This window comes from Streptomyces sp. NPDC052012 (genome assembly GCF_040689265.1).
GTDB lineage: Bacteria > Actinomycetota > Actinomycetes > Streptomycetales > Streptomycetaceae > Streptomyces.
The window spans coordinates 30,555-50,803 of record NZ_JBFAXA010000029.1 but is presented as its reverse complement, the minus strand read 5'-3'; the positions used below and the strand labels follow the sequence as shown (position 1 = coordinate 50,803).

Genomic DNA, 20,249 nt, shown 5'->3' with positions numbered 1-20,249 from the left:
CGGCGGAAGCCCCCGTCGGGTGGTCGGTCTCAGGCCGCTTTGAGGAACGCGGGCGGGGCGGGCTTCATCGCCTGATAGGTGGAGACGTAGAGCACCTCCGGGTCCTCGCTGTCGTCGTGTCCGGCGGCGCGCACCACGGCGAACTGGAAGCCGCGTACGTCGGACACGTGCGCGGAGTCCCTGATCTGTCTCCGGATGAACTCGGCCAGGACGCGGAAGCCCGGGGAGTCGGTCGGGTCCTCACCCTTGGCGATGCTCTTGATGATCGCGGTGCAGATGTCGAAGACGGCCTTCTCGGACCGGCGGGAGGCGAACCAGAACGCCTGGCTCATCCTGCGGGTCTCGATCAGGTCGAGCTCCCTCCACTCGGAGGTCTCACGGTTCTCGTCGAGGGTGCGGTACAGGTAGTGGTAGTCGTGCGTCGCCGGGTTCGGCGCGAAGAACTTCCAGTTCGGGACCAGGGAGAACACGTCCCTCGCCCGGGCCCGTTCGAACGCCGGGTGCGGATGCTGCGCGGCCAGCGTCGTCACGAGCAGTGCCGCGCCCGCCAGCCTGGTGAGGGCGCCGGGGCCGGTGAAGGCGTCCTTGAGGAGTGCGGAGGCGTTCACTGCTTCTCACCCGCCTTCCCGGCTGCTTCCGGCTCGGGTTCCGTGGCGGTCTGCGGGGCGGCGGGCAGGCAGTGCCGCTCCACGAAGGAGGCGATCAGGTCCGCGGCGGTCCGCGCGAACCGTGGGTTGGTCAGGATGGTGTCGTGCCCGGCCCGCTCCACGACGGAGACGTCGCCGGGCCGGCCGGCCGCCTGATGGGCGCGGACGAGATCGTGGTACATCAGCAGCTGCTCGGGGTCCACGTCCACGGTCAGCTGCGCGGCGACCACCAGACCCGGCGCCGCCACCGGCTCGAGGTCGCCCTGGAAGGCGAGGAACTCCTCGCGGACCACGTCCCACTCGCGGGCCGCCGCCGACCACAGCCGGGCGTCGGTGTAGAGGGAGAACACCTTCTCCCGGTAGGGGTAGGGCAGTTCGTCCACCCAGCGCGGACGGGTCATCAGCGCGCCGAAGCCGGCCTTCGTCCACCGCGCCATCTCACGGGTGGAGTCGGTGAACAGCTCCATGCCCTTGCGCTGCTTCTCCGAGCGGATGAGCTGGCCGGGGTGCGAGGGATCCAGATAGACGACGCCCGCCACGCGGTCGCCGAGCTGCGCCGCGGCACGCCGGTTGAGTTCGGCGCCGAGGGAGTGCCCGACGAGCACCACCTTGCGGTCGTCCGGCAGGGCCTGCCGGACGAGGTCCACCAGATCGTCGACGGACTCCTGCAGGGTGTACGGGGCGCTGCGCACCCGGCGGCTCGGCCCGTACCCGGCGCGGGTGTAGGACACCACGGGCTGCCCGAGGTCGAAGGCGAGCCGCTCGATGATCCAGGCGAAGTGCTCGGGGGTGGAGGCCAGTCCGTGGTTGAAGACGAGGATCGGCCGATCGGGGTGGTCCCGGCCGCCGACGTCGTACGACAGGACGTTGCCGCACCGCGTGGTGACGGTACGGGACTTGGGCCAGCCGGCCACGGCCCGGGCGCGCCGCTGCGTCGCCAGCACGCCGGCGGCGGTGACTCCGCCCGCCAGCAGCGCGAGGGCGGTCTTGACCATCCGGTCGTCGCGGCCGGCGACCGCGGGCAGGGTCCGCGGGGCGGTCGTGTAGGCGATCATGGGGTGCATCGCGGGGAACGCGGTCATGAACCGGCCCAGTCCCATGACGAAGGCGTTGACCACGTGGAATCCGGCCGCCGAGGCGATCATCGGCCGGGTCAGCCGGCCACCGGCCAGGTAGACGACCGGGAACAGGCACTCCATCGCCAGTACGGAGTGCTGCACGACCTTGCTGGCCCGGGGGTGACGCTGAGTCAGCCGGTAGGCGGGCTCGAAACCGTAGGTGCGGGTCCGCATGACACCGGGCAGGGCGGAGCCGTCCCGCCACTTCGTGCCCGCCAGCTTGGCCCAGCCGGACGCCGCGTACGACATGTTGGCCTGCAGGGCCAGGTACCACATGAGGGCGTCCTTGACCTGCGGGCTGGGGGCCAGCCGGGCGAGTCCGTTGACCGTCTGCACCTGCGTGGCGACCTGGTCCGAGCCGTCGGTGCCGTACCGGTGGCGGGCCTGCAGCAGGGTGGTGGTGGCGGCGAGATAGAGGTTGCCGGCCGCTCGCCATCTGCCGTTCCCGGGCAGCAGCATGGCCGCGCTGCAGGCGACGCGGGTGGCGTGCAGGGCCAGGGTCGTCCTCCTGCCGCTCACGGCGTCGGTGATTTTCTGCACGGCCGGAATTTTGCTCTCCGGCGTCTGCTTCATGATCTCCCAGTCATTCAGACCACCAGGACCCAGATTCCGGTGCTGGTGGAGATATTCGAGGGAGGAGGAGAGGCTGGAAAGGGCGGCAAGTCGTTCGGAAATCCCGATTGCGCGGTCCCGGGATATCGGGACGGGCGAGAACAGCGAAGAGGCGATCTTCTTTATTCGCATCATACCCGGCTTTTCCTTTGTGTTGAACCTGCCGCCAGTAGGCTGGGAAGGCTGTCGGGCCGCGATTCCGGCGCGGCCCGACAGCGTTCCGGTGCCTCCCGCTGGGAGCTACGGGAAACCCGCGGTGCTGATCAGCAGGTGGTCGTCAGTCGGGGCCTGTGGTCAGTCGTTGGCACCCGCCTCGTACGCCTGGACGGTGACCCAGGCGACCCCCGCTCCGCCGGCGAAACCGACGCCGAACGCGACCAGACCCGGGGTGGCCTGAACGGGCATCATCGCGCCGAACTCACCGTGCGTCTCGTCCGTCAGCTCCGCCGGCGTGATGGCGGCGACGCTCTCGACGATCTTGCTCATTCCATCTCCTTCAGGGATGACGAACCGATTCAGCCTTCGTTGCGGCCGGCCACGTAGGCGCCGACCACGGCACCGGCGCCGGCCACGCCGCCGGCGATGTACCAGCAGGTCGCGACGGCGGCCGGAGTGGCCAGGACCTGCAGGCCGGAGTCGTCCTGGTAACCGCTCTCGAGCGGCCCGAGGTCCAGCTCGTTCATGAACGCGGAGATCTTCTGCTCCACTGTGTGTCTCCTGTCTGCTTACGTGCTCCTTGTGGTGCTTCACCCCGGATCGCGGAAGGCATCCGGGCATGCCCGGCGGAAGCCGCCGGGCAAGTCTGTGGAAGGGCGCGCCGGTTGCTCAGCCGCCGACGGGCCAGGAGGTCAGAGAGATGGCGGGCCCGCAGTCGGAGGTGTCCGCGCTGCCGCGGCAGACCGTCAACTGGCCTGTCGTCGTGGGCCGGTAGGGGTCGAGCCGGACGTCCACGGCGGTCGTGCCGGTACCGCACTGTGTGGCGTGCTTGCGGTACGGCCCCGGGACGAAGTCGTACGTCCACCGGACCCAGACCGAGTAGCACTGCGTACCGGAGTTCCGCAGCTCTCCTCGCACGACGAGCGCGGAGCCGAATCCGGTGCTGCTCCGCTCGGTCCATCGTGTGCCGGTGGCGACGGACGTGCCGTGGCCGGCCGACCAGTCGACGGCCGCCGTAGCGGAGGCACCGGCCGCCGCGGGACTCGCTGCCGTCACGGTCGCGCAGACGGCGGCCGCCGCGCACAGGGCGCGACCGCCCAGCCGAATGGTCATCGTCGACTCCTCTGAGTCAGCACAGGCGTGAAGATGATGAAGAGGCCTGCAAGGCGAAAGACTGTGCACGGATGTGTCCGTGCGAAAAGAAACTGCCCTGATGTCCTTGGTGATTCTCGAAGGACCTGACAAGGGCGGTCTGATTCCCCCGTCTCCTTCCCCGTTCGGAGCGTGTTGCCACGTGGCAATCCTTGCGACAGGAAGAACTGCGGAGCAAGGGCTGTTCTGTCGAAGGATCTGGTCTGCGCAATTATTCGGCCACCTCGGGAATGCGCCTTGTCAATAATGACGGACAATGAGCCCTTGACTGACTTTGTCTGGGTTTTACTGTCTGTTGCCCACCACTTTGGACGGGGCTCCGTGCCGGGATTGCGGCATTTGCGGCGCCCGGCTACCACGCTTCTTTCCCCTGTGCAACGGGGCGAAGCTGTCATTTCGGTCAACTCTTCGATGGCGCCCGGGCCGTGTCAGAATTTGGCCAATGGCGCTATCGCGGCGCCGGAATGAACGATTCACGTTGTCCGGCCGGTGAAATGGAGGTCAATACTCCACTTGTGTGCCGCCGAGATCCCCTACGCTGCCGCCATGCCACCGGCCAAGAAGCGCACCCGCTCCTACGACCCCGCCAAGATCCGCGCCGCCGTCCTGGCCCAGTTCGGGAACGTACGGTCGGCCGTCAGCACCCTCACCGAGGAGCAGCTCGCCCTGCCCACCCGGCTCGGCGACTGGACGGTCCGCGAGCTGGCCGCGCACGTGACCATGGCGGTGGAGACGGTCAGCCGCAACCTCGAGCGCGAGGAGCCCGCCGAGGCGGAGCTGGCCCTGCTGGACTGGCCCTTCGCCACCGCCGGCCGCGCCGGCGACATCGCCGACGGCACCCGCGGCCTGGCCGCCGCGAACCCCGACCTCGACGCGCTCTACGCCCGCACCGAGGAACGCCTCGCGCAGAGCCTGGCCCACGCGCCCGGCGACCGGCTCCTCGCCGCCCGCACCGGCGCCATGACCCTGGCCGACTACCTCGTCACCCGCACCGTCGAGCTGGTCGTCCACACCGACGACCTCAACGCCGCCGTGCCCGGCCTCGACATCCCGCAGGACCGCCAGGCGCTCGCCGCCTGCACCCGGCTGCTGGCCGACGCGCTCGCCGCGAAGGCACCCGGCGGCTCGACGGAGGTGCGGATCCCGCCGTACGCGGTGGTGCAGTGCATCGAGGGGCCGAGGCACACCCGCGGCACCCCGCCGAACGTCGTGGAGACCGACCCGCTGACCTGGATCCGGCTGGCCACCGGCCGGACCACCTGGGCGGACGCGGTGTCCGAAGCGCAGGCCAGCGCCAGCGGGGAGCGTGCCGACCTCGGCGCGCTGCTGCCGCTGCTGAGCTGATCCGCGCCGAGGGAGGGGAACCAGCCGCTCCGCCGCTCCGTCGAACCGGCATGTACAGGCAGAAGCGGCACACGCAGCGCACGATCCTCACGGCGGCCGTCGCCGCGCTCGTCCCGCTCGCGGCGGCGTGCGGCACCGAGAAGGCCGGCGGCAGCAGCTCCGCCGAGCCCGCGGCGCCCCTCACCGGCATCCGCTGGAGCGTCGACAGCGTCACCGTCGACGGCACCACCCACCGCGCGCCCTCCGACGCGCACGTGACCCTCGACGACGGCGGACGGTCCGAGGGCAGCTACGGCTGCAACACCTTCAGCGCACGCACCGACGTCGACGGCGACCGCATCCGCCTCAGCGACGCCATGTCGACCGAGATGGCCTGCGACGACAAACCCATGGCCTTCGAGAACACCCTCGCCCGCACCCTCACCGACGGCGACGCCCTGAAGGCCGAGGTGAACGACGACCGCCTGACCCTCACCACCGACGACGGCGCCACCGTCCGCCTCACCAGGAGCGAGGACGCCCCGCTGCACGGCACCAAGTGGACCGTCACCACCCCCGCCACCGGCAGCCGCGCCCACCTCACCTTCGACAAGGACAAGGGCACCGTCTCCGGCAGCCTCGGCTGCAACGAGGTGAACGCGAGGGCCACGGTGCGCGACGGCCGTATCACCCTGGGCGCCCCGGCTGCGACCCGAATGATGTGCGAAGACTCACTCATGGCCGGCGAGCGGACGCTGATGAAGCTGTTCGACGGCACGGTCGAGTACCGCATCGATCATCGAACGCTGACGCTGACCAGCGAAAACGGGACGAGTGTCCGGGCTCTTGCCGCGCAGTGATCCACTCCTGACCCCGAATCCCCAATTCGGACCAGTGGTCGGCCTCGCCTACACTCGGAGACGTGCCACGTGGTGACGGACGACTCAACCACGACCTGCTCCCCGGCGAGAAGGGCCCCCAGGACGCTTGCGGCGTCTTCGGTGTCTGGGCTCCGGGCGAAGAGGTCGCCAAGCTCACGTACTTCGGGCTCTACGCCCTCCAGCATCGGGGTCAGGAATCCGCGGGAATCGCGGTCAGCAACGGCTCCCAGATCCTCGTCTTCAAGGACATGGGCCTGGTCTCCCAGGTCTTCGACGAGACCTCGCTCGGTTCGCTCCAGGGTCACATCGCGGTCGGTCACGCCCGCTACTCGACCACCGGCGCCTCCGTGTGGGAGAACGCCCAGCCGACGTTCCGCGCCACCGCGCACGGATCCATCGCGCTCGGCCACAACGGCAACCTGGTCAACACGGCCGAACTCGCCGAGATGGTCGCCGAGCTGCCCAAGGAGAACGGCCGCGCCCCGAAGGTCGCCGCCACCAACGACACCGACCTGATCACCGCCCTGCTGGCCGGCCAGCGCGCCGCCGACGGCGAGCCGGTGACCGTGGAGCAGGCCGCACACGTGGTCCTCCCGCAGGTCAAGGGTGCCTTCAGCCTCGTCTTCATGGACGAGCACACCCTGTACGCGGCCCGCGACCCGCAGGGCATCCGCCCGCTGGTCCTCGGCCGCCTGGAGCGCGGCTGGGTGGTCGCCTCCGAGTCCGCCGCCCTCGACATCTGCGGCGCCGCTTACGTCCGCGAGATCGAGCCGGGCGAGTTCGTCGCCATCGACGAGAACGGTCTGCGCACCTCCCGATTCGCGGAAGCGAAGCCCAAGGGCTGTGTCTTCGAGTACGTGTACCTGGCCCGCCCGGACACCGACATCGCCGGCCGGAACGTGTACCTCTCCCGCGTGGAGATGGGCCGCCGCCTCGCCAAGGAGTCCCCGGTCGAGGCCGACCTGGTCATACCGACCCCGGAATCCGGCACCCCGGCCGCCATCGGCTACGCGGAGGCCTCCGGCATCCCCTTCGGCGCGGGCCTGGTGAAGAACGCGTACGTCGGACGTACGTTCATCCAGCCCTCGCAGACGATCCGGCAGCTCGGCATCCGCCTGAAGCTGAACCCGCTCAAGGAAGTCATCAAGGGCAAGCGCCTGGTCGTCGTCGACGACTCGATCGTGCGCGGCAACACCCAGCGCGCCCTGGTCCGCATGCTGCGCGAGGCGGGCGCCGCCGAGGTCCACATCCGGATCTCCTCGCCGCCCGTGAAGTGGCCCTGCTTCTTCGGCATCGACTTCGCCACCCGCGCCGAGCTCATCGCCAACGGCATGACGATCGAGGAGATCGGCACCTCGCTGGGCGCCGACTCGCTGGCGTACATCTCCCTCGACGGCATGATCGAGGCGACCACCATCGCCAAGCCGAACCTGTGCCGCGCCTGCTTCGACGGCGAGTACCCGATGGACCTGCCCGACCCGGAGCTGCTCGGCAAGCAGCTGCTGGAGACGGAGCTGGCCGCCGGTCCGGCCGCCACGGCCGCGGCCGACGCGATCCGCCGCCCGTAAAGCCTCGTACGTTTCACCAACCCGAAAGATCCCAGGCAATGTCTGAGACATCTACCGGTGCTTCCGGTGCGTCCTACGCGGCTGCAGGCGTCGACATCGAAGCGGGCGACCGCGCGGTCGAGCTGATGAAGGAGTGGGTGAAGAAGACGCAGCGCCCCGAGGTCCTCGGCGGCCTCGGCGGCTTCGCCGGTCTCTTCGACGCCTCCGCCCTCAAGCGCTACGAGCGCCCCCTGCTGGCCTCCGCCACGGACGGCGTCGGCACCAAGGTCGACGTCGCCCGGCAGATGGGCGTGTACGACACTATCGGCCACGACCTGGTCGCCATGGTCATGGACGACATCGTGGTGTGCGGCGCCGAGCCGCTGTTCATGACCGACTACATCTGCGTCGGCAAGGTCCACCCCGAGCGCGTCGCCGCCATCGTCAAGGGCATCGCCGAGGGCTGTGTGCTGGCCGGCTGCGCCCTGGTCGGCGGTGAGACGGCCGAACACCCCGGCCTGCTGGGTCCGGACGACTTCGACGTCGCCGGCGCCGGTACGGGCGTCGTGGAGGCCGACCGGCTACTCGGCGCGGATCGCATCCGTACGGGTGACGCGGTGATCGCCATGGCGTCCTCCGGGCTTCACTCGAACGGGTACTCCCTCGTCCGGCACGTGCTGCTGGACCGGGCCGGACTCGCCCTGGACGCGCGGATCGAGGACTTCGGCCGCACCCTCGGCGAGGAGCTGCTGGAGCCGACCAAGATCTACTCGCTGGACTGCCTGGCGCTGATGCGCACCACCGAGGTGCACGCCTTCAGCCACGTCACCGGCGGCGGGCTCGCGGCCAACCTGGCCCGCGTGATCCCGGACGGCCTGCACGCGGTCGTCGACCGCTCCACCTGGACCCCGGCCCCCGTCTTCGACCTGGTCGGCCGGACCGGTTCGGTCGAGCGGCTGGAGCTGGAGAAGACCCTGAACATGGGCGTCGGCATGATCGCGATCGTGCCGGAGGAGTCCGCCGACGTGGCGCTGGCGACGCTGGCCGACCGCGGCGTGGACGCCTGGGTGGCCGGCGAGATCACCGAGCGCGGCGAGCACACGACGGGCGCGGCCCTCGTGGGTGACTACGCCAACTGATCATCGGGTGCTGCCCGCGCGGGGAACGGCGGGCAGCACTAAACCCGGTCGGTGACCTGGGTCATCGACCGGGTTGATGCTCAGTACAAGGTCAAGCGCCGCGACGCTGCTGCGAGGACGGGTCGTCCTCGTCCTCCTCGTCGTCCTCGTAGAGGTCGGCGTACTTGGCGTACAGGTCGTCGTCGTGCTCATCGTCCTCGAAATGGTCGCCGTTAGGCGACTGGTTCGACGTCGATGCGCCCAGCTCCTCGGCCAGGCGTGCGAGGTCCGTCCCACCGCTGTTGTACTTCAGCTGGCGGGCGACCTTCGTCTGCTTGGCCTTGGCCCGGCCGCGCCCCATGGCTCGACCCCCTCAACGACGGGGCTCGACGGCCCCAGAGTCTGACACGCGTTCATGGTCCGGAACGGACTCTCCGTGGAGAGGCCGGTCCGTAGGGCTTCCACGGTACCTGAGCCCGCGCCCATACGGTACGTCGCCCGCAGGACGTGCCCGTGCCCAGGACCTTCGAGGCGCCCCGTCCTCGCTGGTCAACCGCGATTTTAACCACTTATCGGCGGGCGACCCGCCGGGAGAAGTGAGAGTTCTCTCTAACTGCCCACCGGCGGGTACCGGTCAAACGTGCGAACCGCGCTCGCGCGACGGACCGCTCGGCTCAGCGCACCGGGCGCGCCTCCGCCATCCGCTGCTCGGCGATCCGGTCGGCCGCGGCAGCCGGCGGAATCCCGTCTGCCTTCGCACGTGCGAATATGGCCAGCGTGGTGTCGAAGATCTTCGACGCCTTCGCCTTGCACCGGTCGAAGTCGAAGCCGTGCAGCTCGTCGGCGACCTGGATGACACCGCCGGCGTTCACCACGTAGTCCGGGGCGTAGAGGATCCCGCGGTCCGCGAGGTCCTTCTCCACACCCGGGTGGGCGAGCTGGTTGTTGGCGGCGCCGCAGACCACCTTGGCGGTCAGCACCGGCACGCTGTCGTCGTTCAGCGCACCGCCGAGCGCGCACGGGGCGTAGATGTCCAGGCCCTCGGTGCGGATCAGCGCCTCGGTGTCGGCGACGGCGCTGACGCCCACGGGGTGCCGGTCGAGGATCCGGCGCACGGCGTCCTCGCGGACGTCGGTGATGACGACCTCGGCGCCCTCGGCCCGCAGGTGCTCCACCAGGTGGTGACCGACCTTGCCGACACCCGCGATGCCGACCTTGCGGTCACGCAGCGACGGGTCGCCCCACAGGTGCTGGGCGGAGGCCCGCATGCCCTGGTAGACGCCGAAGGCGGTGAGCACGGAGGAGTCGCCCGCGCCGCCGTTCTCCGGGGAGCGTCCGGTGGTCCAGCGGCACTCGCGCGCCACGACGTCCATGTCGGCGACGTAGGTGCCGACGTCGCAGGCGGTGACGTACCGGCCGCCGAGGGAGGCCACGAACCGCCCGTAGGCGAGCAGCAGCTCCTCGGTCTTGTCCCGCTCCGGGTCGCCGATGATCACGGCCTTGCCGCCGCCGTGGTCGAGACCGGCCATGGCGTTCTTGTACGACATCCCGCGGGCGAGGTTCAGCGCGTCGGCGACGGCCTCCTCCTCGGAGGCGTACGGGTAGAAGCGCGTACCGCCGAGGGCGGGGCCCAGCGCGGTGGAGTGGATGGCGATGACGGCCTTGAGGCCGCTGGCACGGTCCTGACAGAGCACGACTTGCTCATGGCCTCCCTGGTCCGACCGGAACAGGGTGTGCAGGACGCCGTCAGATACGTCGGTCACTGTGGTGACTCCTGAGTAAGTAGCGGCGGGTGAGGACAGTTCCCTGGGGGTCCCCCCGTGCTTTTGGCATAGGGGGAGGGTGGCGGGGACTGTTGAGCATGAGATTAGAGCCTGTCGGGCCCGACGGCGGCAGCGTGTTCAGGATCACCTCCGACCGGAGTACCCCCGTGCGACGATTTGCATGGATTTCCCGCATGTCCGCGCGGGGCCGCGCGTGTCCCGGCCGGGGGCCCCGGAGGTTTTCACGGGGGTGTGCGGGGGAGGGAGCAGGCGTGCCCAAGGTGTCCTCGGTGATCGTCCCCTACGCGACCTACCTGCGCGTCTACGAACCGCTGGCCGCCTTCCCCGAGCCGGAGCGCGGCCACTGGGCGCGTTACGCCCGCCGTCCCGACCGCCCCTCCTACCAGGACGAACTGCGCCGCGCCCTGGCCGGACTGGTCCCCACCCCGCCGGTCGCCGTGCCGGTGCACGAGAGCGACGACGCGTTCGTGCTGGAGGTCGACGGCGTGGTCTGCGTCTGTCCCTGGCGCACCCGGCTGCGCGGCTGGCAGGCCCTGGGCGAGCTGGCCGAGGACTTCCCGCTGCCGGTGCTGGACGCCCTGCTGCCCCCGGTCGTACGCCGGCAGGCGGCCCAGGACTACGAGCGCTGGCTGGCCGACAACCCCGACGCGCGGCCGTGGATCCGCACGGCGACCTGGCAGGTGCCGATCAACTGGTTCGTGCTGTTCACCGACGAGGAGCGCGAATACGACAAGGGCTCCGCCGACGAGGCGCCGGTGCTGCGCTACCGCACGCCGATGGTCGAGGCGCGGCGCCGGGTGGCGCGGGGGCTGCGCGCGCTGAAGAACGCGATGGACGAGGGGCCGCTGATCGACGGTCTGGTGGACGTGGGGCGCTGGCTGGAGGAGTTCCACCCGCGCTCGTTCGTCGAGCTCGACTACGGCGGCCTGGTGCACGCCCTGCCGCCCGGCGCGCTGGAGGACGACCACTCCGCGGCGGACGTGGCGGAGGGGATCGCGGCGCTGCGCGTCGGCGACGGGGAGACCGCGGGGGCGGCGTACGGGCGGCTCGTGGAGCGGTGGCGGGCGGTGCGGGATCTGCGGTCCGCGAACTGAGCGTGACCGTCCGAGCGCGAACTGGCGTTTGACCAAACGCCCTTCTTGGGGTTTCGTCTTCGCCCTGAGGCTGCGTCAACACGCATCAGACAACGGACAAGCGTGACGGACCGCACGTACGCGGCCCTTGCGTCGCTTGCCCCTCCTCATGCCAAAATAGGACAAGGAGTCCGGGGAGGGCTCCTCCGTCCTGCTGTGCTCCATTGTGGGCGGAATCTCAGCATTGCACGCTTTGGGGGGTCTGGTGACTCCTGATCGTCCTGTGACTGATCGTCACAGCGGCGTGACTGTCCGCTATGGCATGGTCCATCGGCTTCCGCGGCTGATGAACACCTGGGAGGGCAATTCCGTCGGTTTGGCCGACGCCGCTGGACAGATGGTGTAGTTGTAGTGCCGAGGACAAGCCGTTCGTCCTATAACCGACTCGACTCGCGTCCGCCATTTCGGGCAACGCGGGTCAAGGTGCAGAATTTAGAGGAAAGAACCGAGAAGGTTCGGTTCTCCCGAGGAGGCCGCTCATGACCGCTCGCACCCCTGATGCCGAGCCGCTGCTGACCCCGGCTGAGGTCGCCACCATGTTCCGCGTCGACCCGAAGACGGTCACGCGCTGGGCGAAGGCCGGCAAGCTCACGTCGATCCGCACGCTCGGCGGGCATCGCCGCTACCGCGAGGCCGAGGTCCGCGCTCTGCTCGCGGGCATCCCGCAGCAGCGCAGCGAGGCCTGAACAACTGAATATCCGGGCAAACCGGCTGGTCCCCCAACCCGCCGAGGTGCCCAGAACCCTTAGCTCCAAGCGACGCGGGGCCTGCCCCAACAGGCCCCTCGCCCAAGCCGATCAGAGCTTCGTAAGCAACTGAACAAGGGTGCGTCGTCGATCGCGCTGGACTCCGCCGGGTCCAGCGCGATCTTTTTTGTGCGCCGGCCGGGCGTCCGGGCTGGGGTTGTGCGCGGGCTTGTGGGGGCCTGTGAGGACAGTGCAATTGCACATATTAAATTGACGAGTTGTAGGAGGGGGTTAAGTGCCGCAGTTCCCCAAACTCATGCGGTGACACCCGTCACACACCGGTCGGCTTGTTGAGCCTGTGGCATATGCGCTAGAGGGAGCGGGCGTTGGCGGCACCCTCGCTCTCCTCGGGGCGGGGACCGGACTCCATGGCCAGCCGCAGCAGGCGGTGACAGATCGGGCAGTGGCGAGTGAGATGCCGATACGACGCAGCAGCCGCCAGATGCGCCCGCAGCAGCGCCCGCGCCCGATGCCTACCCGATGCCGCCATACGCCACCTCCGAGGGGGCCGCCGGGAAGCGGCCCCCTTCTGGCGTACTGGGGGAGCCGGAAGCCGTCAAGACGGCCGGAGAAGCCGCAGAGGCCGCTGGAGGGGCCGCACAGGAGCACAGAGGGCTCACGAAGGCACGAAGGCTCAGGTGGCGCTCAGGGGCAGCCTCGTGGGCGAGCCGGGCTGGGAACCGCCGGACACGAAGAAGCCGGGACACGAAGAACCCGGCACACGAAGAAGCCCGGGTCCGAAGACCCGGGCTTCTCACAGAAAAGCGGTCCTGACGGGATTTGAACCCGCGGCCTCCACCTTGACAGGGTGGCGAGCACTCCAAACTGCTCCACAGGACCAGGTTTCGCAGTGCGATTCGTGCGTTGCGCTGCGAGAAGAGACTGTACAGGACGGGAGCCCCCGGGTCGAACTCACCCTGCGTACCGGCTTCGTCACGGCGCCAGCGCGTCGATCGCCTTCACGATCCGCTTGTCCGACACCGGGTACGCCGTGCCCAGCGCGTGGGCGAAGTAGCTGACCCGGAGCTCCTCGATCATCCAGCGGACGTCCAGGACCCGCTGCGGCACCGGACGCCCCTGCGGCATCTGCTCCAGCAGCCACGCGTACTCGTCCTGCATCTCGTGGACCTTCTCCATGCGCGTCGTGTCCCGCTGGACGTTCGTCGGCATCTGCTGGAGGCGACGGTCCGCGGCGACCAGGTACCGCATCAGGTCCGGGAGCCGGCGCAGCCCCGCCTCGGTGACGAAGCCCGGCTTCACCAGCCCGTCCAGCTGCCGGCGTACGTCCTGGAGGTTCCGCAGCAGCGCAGGGCTGCGTACGGCCTTCAGACGGCGCTCACACGCCTGCCAGGCGGCCAGCACCTGCTGCACCTGGCCGACCGTACGGACCGTCGTGTCGACGATCTCCGCGCGGACCTTGTCGTAGAGCTTCCGGTACGACTCCTCGTCCCACACCGGCCCGCCGAAGTCCGCGATGAGCTTGTCCGCCGCGGCCGTCGCGCAGTCGTCGAACAGCGCTTGGATCGAGCCGTGCGGATTCGCGGACAGGGCGAGCTTCTGGGGGTTCGTCAGCTTCTCGGACGCGAACTTCGCCGGATTGACCGGGATGTTGCGCAGGATCAGCCGGCGCGTGCCCTTCCACATCGCCTCGGCCTGCTCCTCCTCGGTGTCGAAGAGACGTACGGAGACCGTGTCGCCGTCGTCCACCAGCGCCGGGTACGCCTTCACCGGCTGGCCGGCGCGGCGCGTCTCGAAGACGCGGGTGAGCGTGCCGATCGTCCAGTCGGTGAGGCCCTTGCGCTCCAGGGACTCGCCGCCCTGCCGCTCGGCGGTCGCGGCCGCCGCCTGGGAGATGGCCTTGCGCGCCTTCGGCTTCAGCTTCAGCTTCAGCGCCTCGAGATCCTTGTCCTCGGCCAGTTTGCGCCGGCGCTCGTCGACGATCCGGAACGTGATCTTGAGGTGGTCGGGGACCTTCGACCAGTCGAAGTCGTCCGCCTCGAACGGCACACCGACCATGCGCTTCAGCTCGCGCGCCATCGTCGTGGTCAGCGGCTCCTGGAGGGGCACCGCCCGCTCCAGGAACGCCTTCGCGTAGTTCGGGGCGGGAACGTAGTTGCGGCGGATCGGCTTCGGCAGCGAGCGGATCAGCTCCGTGACGACCTCTTCGCGCAGGCCCGGGATCTGCCAGTCGAAGCCCTCGTCCGTGACCTGGTTGAGGACGTGGAGCGGGATGTGGACCGTCACACCGTCCGCGTCCGCACCCGGCTCGAACTGGTAGGTCACCTTGAACTTCAGCGGGCCCTGCCGCCAGGTGTCCGGGTAGTCGGCCTTGGTGACCGCCTCCGCCGACTCCCGGATCAGCATTTCCCGCTCGAAGTCCAGGAAGTCCGGCTGCTCGTGCCGCTTGCGCTTCCACCACGAGTCGAAGTGCGCGCCGGAGACGACGTGTTCGGGGATCCGCTGGTCGTAGAAGTCGAACAGCGTCTCGTCGTCGACGACGATGTCCCGGCGCCGGGCCCGGTGCTCCAGCTCCTCGACCTCGCTGAGCAGCTTGCGGTTGTCGGCGAAGAACTTGTGGTGCGTCCGCCAGTCGCCCTCGACCAGGGCGTTGCGGATGAACAGCTCGCGGGAGACCTCCGGGTCGATCCGCCCGTAGTTCACCTTCCGCTGGGCGACGATCGGCACGCCGTACAGCGTGACCTTCTCGTACGCCATCACGGCCGCCTGGTCCTTCTCCCAGTGCGGCTCGCTGTAGGTGCGCTTCAGCAGATGCCCGGCGAGGGGCTCGACCCACTCCGGCTCGATCTTCGCGTTGACCCGGGCCCACAGGCGGCTGGTCTCCACCAGTTCGGCGGACATGACGAACCGCGGCTGCTTCTTGAAGAGGGCCGAGCCGGGGAAGATCGCGAACTTGGCGTTGCGCGCGCCCAGGTACTCGTTCTTGTTGCCGTCCTTCACGTCCTTCATGCCGATGTGCGACAGCAGACCGGCGAGGAGGGACACGTGGATGCGGTCGGCGGGGGCGTCGTCCTCGTTGAGGTGGATGCCCATCTGCTTGGCGACCGTGCGCAGCTGGGTGTAGATGTCCTGCCACTCACGGATCCGCAGGAAGTTCAGATACTCCTGCTTGCACATGCGGCGGAACGAGCTGGAGCCGCGCTCCTTCTGCTGCTCGCGGATGTACCGCCACAGGTTGAGGTAGGCGAGGAAGTCGCTGGTCTCGTCCTTGAAGCGGGCGTGCTGCTGGTCCGCCTGGGTCTGCTTGTCGGCGGGGCGCTCGCGCGGGTCCTGGATGGACAGCGCGGCGGCTATCACCATCACCTCGCGGACACAGCCGTTCTTGTCGGCCTCCAGCACCATGCGGGCCAGGCGCGGGTCCACGGGCAGCTGCGCCAGCTTGCGGCCGGTCTCGGTGAGCCGCTTGCGGGGATCCTTCTGCGCCGGGTCCAGCGCGCCGAGCTCCTGCAGCAGCTGCACACCGTCGCGGATGTTGCGGTGGTCCGGCGGGTCGATGAACGGGAACTTCTCGATGTCGCCGAGGCCGGCCGCGGTCATCTGCAGGATGACGGAGGCGAGGTTCGTCCGGAGGATCTCCGCGTCCGTGAACTCCGGGCGGGCGAGGAAGTCGTCCTCGGAGTACAGGCGGATGCAGATGCCGTCGGACGTACGGCCGCAGCGGCCCTTGCGCTGGTTGGCGCTGGCCTGCGAGATCGGCTCGATCGGCAGGCGCTGCACCTTCGTGCGATGGCTGTAGCGGGAGATACGGGCGAAGCCGGGGTCGACGACGTACTTGATGCCCGGGACGGTGAGGGAGGTCTCGGCGACGTTGGTCGCCAGGACGATCCGGCGCCCGCTGTGCGGCTGGAAGACGCGATGCTGCTCGGCGTGCGACAGCCGGGCGTACAGCGGCAGCACCTCGGTGAACCTGTACTGCTTCTTCGTGAGCGCGTCCGCCGTGTCGCGGATCTCCCGCTCGCCGGAGAGGAACACCAGGATGTCGCCGGGTCCCTCCGCCATCAGCTCCTCGACGGCATCGGTGATCGCGGTGATCTGGTCGCGGTCGGCGTCGTCGGAGTCCTCCTCGAGGAGCGGGCGGTAGCGCACCTCCACGGGATACGTCCGGCCGCTGACCTCGATGATCGGCGCGTCGCCGAAGTGCCGGGAGAAGCGCTCCGGGTCGATGGTCGCCGAGGTGATGACGACCTTGAGGTCCGGCCGCTTCGGCAGCAGCTGGGCGAGATAGCCCAGCAGGAAGTCGATGTTCAGGGACCGCTCGTGGGCCTCGTCGATGATGATCGTGTCGTAGGCGCGCAGCTCGCGGTCGGTCTGGATCTCGGCGAGCAGGATGCCGTCGGTCATCAGCTTGATGAAGGTGGCGTCCGGGTTCACCTGATCGGTGAAGCGCACCTTCCAGCCGACGGCCTCCCCGAGCGGGGTGCGCAGCTCCTCGGCCACGCGCTCGGCGACGGTACGGGCGGCGATACGGCGGGGCTGGGTGTGCCCGATCATGCCGCGCACGCCCCGGCCGAGCTCCATGCAGATCTTGGGGATCTGCGTGGTCTTCCCGGAGCCCGTCTCGCCGGCCACGATCACGACCTGGTGGTCGCGGATGGCCTCGGCGATCGCGTCCTTCTTCTGGCTGACGGGCAGCTGCTCGGGATAGGTGACCTCGGGCACCCGGGCACGCCGCGCGGCCATCCGCTCCTCGGCCCTGCCGACCTCCGCCTCGATCTCGGCGAGCACGGCGGCGCGGGCCTCCGGCTTACGGATCTTGCGCGCGCCCTCCAGCCGCCTGCCGAGGCGGTGCGCGTCACGCAGGGACAGCTCGGTCAGGCGCGGGGCGAGGCTGCCGAGGGCGGGGGCGGATTGCGTAGACATACGCGATCCAGGATCTCATCCCCGGGAATCGCGTGGCGAACGGTTTTGCCCGGGGCGTCCGGCCTGGGCACGGACGCCCCGGGGCGAGGACTAGCGGGCCGTCCAGTCGGTGAGGTTTGCGGGCCGGTCCGTGAGCAGCTCGAGGTCGCCGCCGTCACCGGCCTCGACGGTGTAGACGCGCGTGCCCTCGGTCGTGCCGTCGTACGCCTGGAAGGCGATCCGGCCGCCGTCGGGCGAGTACACCGGGTTGCGGAACCCGGAGAGCGGGACCTGCCAGCCACCGCTGAGCTCGGTGGTGGCGCCGGTCGTCACGTCGACGCTGTGCAGGCCGTACTGGGTGGCGTAGACGAGGCGGGTGCCGTCGGGGGACCAGTCGGGGGCGGTGGAACTGATGTCCCGGCGGGTGGTGACCTGGCGTTCCTCGCGGGTCACGGTGTCGAGGACGTGGAGGTCGGTGCCGTACTCGTAGCCGTCCTCGGTCGGGTACGCGGTGGTGCGCACGAAGGCGATGGTGCGGCCGTCGGGCGAGAAGGTGCCGAGCCGGCCGCGGGTGAGCAGCTCGCCGCCGGTGCCGTCGGCGCCGACCCACTCCAGGCCGCGCGGGCTGTCGTAGAGGATGTGCCGCCCGTCGGGCGACCAGTCGGGGTGCCCCACGTACGGGGCCTCGCCGGTCTCGGGCTGGACGCCCGGCACGAGGACGCGCGGGTCACTGCCGTCCGCGTCGGCGACGACCAGGTCACGGGCGTAGACGCAGCCGCCCTCCGGCTGCGGGATGCAGCTGTCCCGGCGGTCGATGTACGCCGCCTGGGAGCCGCCGGGGGACAGGACGCCGTCCTCGGCGTCCCGGGCGAACGTACCGGTGACCGCTCCGCTCGCCGGGTTCATGGCGACCAGGGCCGCCGCGCCCGAGGAGTAGTCCGTGGCGGTGAGCCGTCCCGCCCCGACGGCCCCGTCGGCCACGGCGGCCCCGGCCGTCGGCAGTGTGATCGCGATCGCCAGTCCTACGGCACCGACGGCATGTCTGAAACGCACGTGTTCCCTCCCCGAGAACCGGAAGTCGGCCTGCCCGACTCCCACTTCAAGAGCGCGAAGGGATCAAGAAACATCACCGGGCCCGCGCACGGGAGGCCCGGGACGACCGGGGGAACGCGAAACCCCCGCCGATGATCTCGACGGGGGTGTCTGCCCTGACGGGCTGCGGTGGCTGGGGCCGGGGTCGAACCGGCGACCTTCCGCTTTTCAGGCGGACGCTCGTACCAACTGAGCTACCCAGCCGCGATGTTTCACGTGAAACACCAGCGGTCCTGACGGGATTTGAACCCGCGGCCTCCACCTTGACAGGGTGGCGAGCACTCCAAACTGCTCCACAGGACCAAGCGTGTCGTACGACAGTGTCGCACAGGGTGGTGCGTGCCCCCAACGGGATTCGAACCCGTGCTACCGCCTTGAAAGGGCGGCGTCCTAGGCCGCTAGACGATGAGGGCTATCGGCCCGCCTGGGCGCTTCTCAGCGCGTCGGGGACGTGAGAAGCATATGGGATGGCGGGAGGGTTCGCCAAAACGGTTTACGAGGAGGTCGGGGACGGGGACTTCGGCGAGGGGGTCGCGCCGGGCTGGTTCTCCTTCGGGAGGTGGCGGCTGACCTCCGCCGTCGTCAGGCCGAGGCCGCCGAGTTCGATGGAGTCCCAGGCCTGGAGGCGGCGGGTGTCGCGGTCGAAGTAGAGGATCGACGTCTCGATCGGGTCGGGGTGCTCGCCCTCGATCGCGCGCAGGCCGCTTCCTCCGGTGGAGCCCTCGACGCGCAGCCGGGTGCCGTACTTCATGACCTCGGTGTCCTCGTGGTGGAGGTGCCCGGCCAGGACCAGGGGGACCGTGCCGTCGACCTCGCGGGCGGCGGACGGTTCGTGTGCCAGGGCCACGTCCGCCGGCGTGCCCGCCGCCCGCTGGTCGCGCAGGGCGGAGGCGAGGCGGGCGCCGGCCAGCTCCTGGGACTGCTCGGCCCCGGGCTTCTTGGACCGGTCGGGCGTGAACTGGGGATCGCCGATGCCCGCGAAGCGCAGGCCCGCGACCGTCTTCGCGCGGCCGTCGTCGAGGACGTGGACGTTCTTCAGGTCCTCGAGATAGCGCTGGGTGACGAGTGAGTCGTGGTTGCCGCGGACCCAGACGTAGGGGGCCCCGAGGTCCTCGATGGGGTCGAGGAAGCCGTTCTCGGCCGCGGTGCCGTGGTCCATGGTGTCGCCGGTGTCGACGATCACGTCGACCTTGTACTGGTCCACCAGCGAGGCGATGATCTTCCAGCTGGCCGGGTTGAGATGGATGTCGGAGACGTGCAGCACCCGGATGGTGGTCGGGTCGGGCTGGTAGGCGGGGAGCGTGGAGGTGGCGTCGTAGAGCTTGGTCACGTTGGTGACCAGGCGCGCGAGTTCCTCCTGGTAGACGTCGAACTCGGTGACGATGCTGCGGGCGTTGCCGACCAGGGACGGGGCCGAGGAGAGCAGGCCGGAGAACTTCGGTTCCAGGACGGAGTCCGGGTTCCAGGTGGCGTACGCGGTGCCGCCCGACGCGGCGAGTACGGCGAGGGCCAGCCCGCCGGCGGCCAGGGCGCGGCGGGGGCGCCGGTAGACGGCGAGACCGAGGGCGGTGGCGCCGGTGACGACGGCGACGCAGGAGCGTACGGCCAGATCGGCGGTGCCGTGGGCGACGTCCCGGGTGACCTCGTCCTGGAGGCCGGAGAGGCGCTCGGGGTGGTCGACGAGGGCCTGGGAGCGGTCCGGGTCGAGCTGGTCGACGTTGACGTCCAGGCGGACCGGGGCGATGTGGCTGTCCAGTTCGAGGGCGCCCAGCGGCGAGACGTTGATCTTCGTGCCGCCGGTGAGGGAGGGCCGCAGGGTCATCGTGGTGTTCATGGGGCCGACGGGGACCCGTACGTTGCCCACGATGAGCAGGCCCAGCCAGGCGCCCACGACGACCACGACGATCAGGCCGAGGGCACGCACCCAGGGGTTCGGCGGGGACGCGAGCGCGATCGTCTCGGGGGCGGGCCGGTGGGAGCGGTGGCGGCGGGTGAGGTGGCGGGGGACTCGTCGGATGCGGTGCAGGACGTTCATGACGGCGGCGGGGACGCGGGCCATTGATCCCGTATGCCCAAGCGGACC

The 20,249-nt window shown here is 69.8% G+C and carries 17 protein-coding genes and 4 tRNA genes; 6 read left to right on the top strand and 15 right to left on the bottom strand.

Annotation, left to right across the window (positions count from 1 at the left end):
- Positions 1-29 precede the first annotated feature (29 nt).
- From AB0412_RS31560 to AB0412_RS31540, 5 genes are all read right to left on the bottom strand, one after another.
- Complete coding sequence (locus AB0412_RS31560; RefSeq protein ID WP_366406017.1) at positions 30-608, bottom strand: hypothetical protein; 579 nt, start codon at positions 606-608, stop codon at positions 30-32.
- Positions 605-2,305: an alpha/beta fold hydrolase gene (locus AB0412_RS31555; RefSeq protein WP_366406016.1), complete on the bottom strand. Its 1,701-nt coding sequence runs from the start codon at positions 2,303-2,305 to the stop codon at positions 605-607. Before AB0412_RS31555 ends, AB0412_RS31560 begins: the two co-directional genes overlap by 4 nt.
- Before the next feature lie 366 nt (positions 2,306-2,671).
- The gene (locus AB0412_RS31550) at positions 2,672-2,863 is read right to left on the bottom strand and encodes a hypothetical protein (protein ID WP_366406015.1); all 192 of its coding nucleotides are present in this window, start codon (positions 2,861-2,863) and stop codon (positions 2,672-2,674) included.
- 29 nt (positions 2,864-2,892) lie between these two features.
- A complete protein-coding gene (locus tag AB0412_RS31545; RefSeq protein WP_366406014.1) occupies positions 2,893-3,084 on the bottom strand; it encodes a hypothetical protein in 192 nt (63 codons plus the stop codon).
- 118 nt (positions 3,085-3,202) lie between these two features.
- The gene (locus AB0412_RS31540; RefSeq protein ID WP_366406013.1) at positions 3,203-3,646 is read right to left on the bottom strand and encodes a hypothetical protein; all 444 of its coding nucleotides are present in this window, start codon (positions 3,644-3,646) and stop codon (positions 3,203-3,205) included.
- A gap of 585 nt (positions 3,647-4,231) precedes the next feature.
- Here AB0412_RS31540 and AB0412_RS31535 point away from each other — a divergent pair.
- The 4 genes from AB0412_RS31535 to purM all read left to right on the top strand — a co-directional run bounded on the left by AB0412_RS31535 (position 4,232) and on the right by purM (position 8,575).
- The gene (locus tag AB0412_RS31535; protein WP_366406012.1) at positions 4,232-5,029 is read left to right on the top strand and encodes a sterol carrier family protein; all 798 of its coding nucleotides are present in this window, start codon (positions 4,232-4,234) and stop codon (positions 5,027-5,029) included.
- A 50-nt stretch (positions 5,030-5,079) separates the two neighbouring features.
- Positions 5,080-5,868 carry an META domain-containing protein gene (locus AB0412_RS31530; RefSeq protein ID WP_366406011.1) on the top strand — a complete coding sequence of 263 codons (789 nt, stop codon included), beginning with the start codon at positions 5,080-5,082 and terminating at the stop codon, positions 5,866-5,868.
- A gap of 62 nt (positions 5,869-5,930) precedes the next feature.
- Complete coding sequence (gene purF, locus AB0412_RS31525; protein WP_366406010.1) at positions 5,931-7,457, top strand: amidophosphoribosyltransferase; 1,527 nt, start codon at positions 5,931-5,933, stop codon at positions 7,455-7,457.
- A gap of 38 nt (positions 7,458-7,495) precedes the next feature.
- A complete protein-coding gene (gene purM / locus AB0412_RS31520; RefSeq protein ID WP_366406009.1) occupies positions 7,496-8,575 on the top strand; it encodes a phosphoribosylformylglycinamidine cyclo-ligase in 1,080 nt (359 codons plus the stop codon).
- Positions 8,576-8,666: 91 nt separating this feature from the next.
- Here purM and AB0412_RS31515 read toward each other — a convergent pair whose 3' ends face one another.
- Together AB0412_RS31515 and AB0412_RS31510 are read right to left on the bottom strand one after the other, a co-directional pair.
- Complete coding sequence (locus AB0412_RS31515; RefSeq protein ID WP_366406008.1) at positions 8,667-8,915, bottom strand: DUF3073 domain-containing protein; 249 nt, start codon at positions 8,913-8,915, stop codon at positions 8,667-8,669.
- 313 nt (positions 8,916-9,228) lie between these two features.
- Positions 9,229-10,317, bottom strand: a complete 1,089-nt coding sequence (locus AB0412_RS31510; RefSeq protein WP_366406007.1) for a Glu/Leu/Phe/Val dehydrogenase dimerization domain-containing protein — start codon at positions 10,315-10,317, stop codon at positions 9,229-9,231.
- 272 nt (positions 10,318-10,589) lie between these two features.
- On the opposite strand from AB0412_RS31510, the gene AB0412_RS31505 reads away from it, so the two are divergent.
- Positions 10,590-11,432 (top strand): hypothetical protein, encoded by an 843-nt coding sequence (locus tag AB0412_RS31505; RefSeq protein ID WP_366406006.1) that lies wholly within the window; start codon positions 10,590-10,592, stop codon positions 11,430-11,432.
- A 518-nt stretch (positions 11,433-11,950) separates the two neighbouring features.
- Positions 11,951-12,157 carry a developmental transcriptional regulator BldC gene (gene bldC / locus AB0412_RS31500; protein ID WP_003949541.1) on the top strand — a complete coding sequence of 69 codons (207 nt, stop codon included), beginning with the start codon at positions 11,951-11,953 and terminating at the stop codon, positions 12,155-12,157.
- Between the two features lie 370 nt (positions 12,158-12,527).
- Here bldC and AB0412_RS31495 read toward each other — a convergent pair whose 3' ends face one another.
- The 8 genes from AB0412_RS31495 to AB0412_RS31460 all read right to left on the bottom strand — a co-directional run bounded on the left by AB0412_RS31495 (position 12,528) and on the right by AB0412_RS31460 (position 20,225).
- Positions 12,528-12,707, bottom strand: coding sequence for a DUF6274 family protein (locus AB0412_RS31495; protein WP_366406005.1), 180 nt, complete (start codon positions 12,705-12,707; stop codon positions 12,528-12,530).
- Positions 12,708-12,982: 275 nt separating this feature from the next.
- Positions 12,983-13,057, bottom strand: a tRNA-Asp gene (locus AB0412_RS31490).
- Positions 13,058-13,150: 93 nt separating this feature from the next.
- Positions 13,151-17,095 carry an ATP-dependent RNA helicase HrpA gene (gene hrpA, locus AB0412_RS31485; RefSeq protein WP_366406004.1) on the bottom strand — a complete coding sequence of 1,315 codons (3,945 nt, stop codon included), beginning with the start codon at positions 17,093-17,095 and terminating at the stop codon, positions 13,151-13,153.
- Between the two features lie 90 nt (positions 17,096-17,185).
- On the bottom strand, positions 17,186-18,127 hold the full coding sequence (locus tag AB0412_RS31480) for a hypothetical protein (protein ID WP_366406003.1): 942 nt from the start codon (positions 18,125-18,127) through the stop codon (positions 17,186-17,188).
- Positions 18,128-18,296: 169 nt separating this feature from the next.
- Positions 18,297-18,370, bottom strand: a tRNA-Phe gene (locus AB0412_RS31475).
- 24 nt (positions 18,371-18,394) lie between these two features.
- Positions 18,395-18,469: transfer RNA gene (locus AB0412_RS31470), tRNA-Asp, on the bottom strand.
- A 37-nt stretch (positions 18,470-18,506) separates the two neighbouring features.
- Positions 18,507-18,579 (bottom strand) — tRNA-Glu (locus AB0412_RS31465).
- Positions 18,580-18,659: 80 nt separating this feature from the next.
- On the bottom strand, positions 18,660-20,225 hold the full coding sequence (locus tag AB0412_RS31460; RefSeq protein ID WP_366406002.1) for a metallophosphoesterase: 1,566 nt from the start codon (positions 20,223-20,225) through the stop codon (positions 18,660-18,662).
- Between the last annotated feature and the right edge of the window lie 24 nt (positions 20,226-20,249).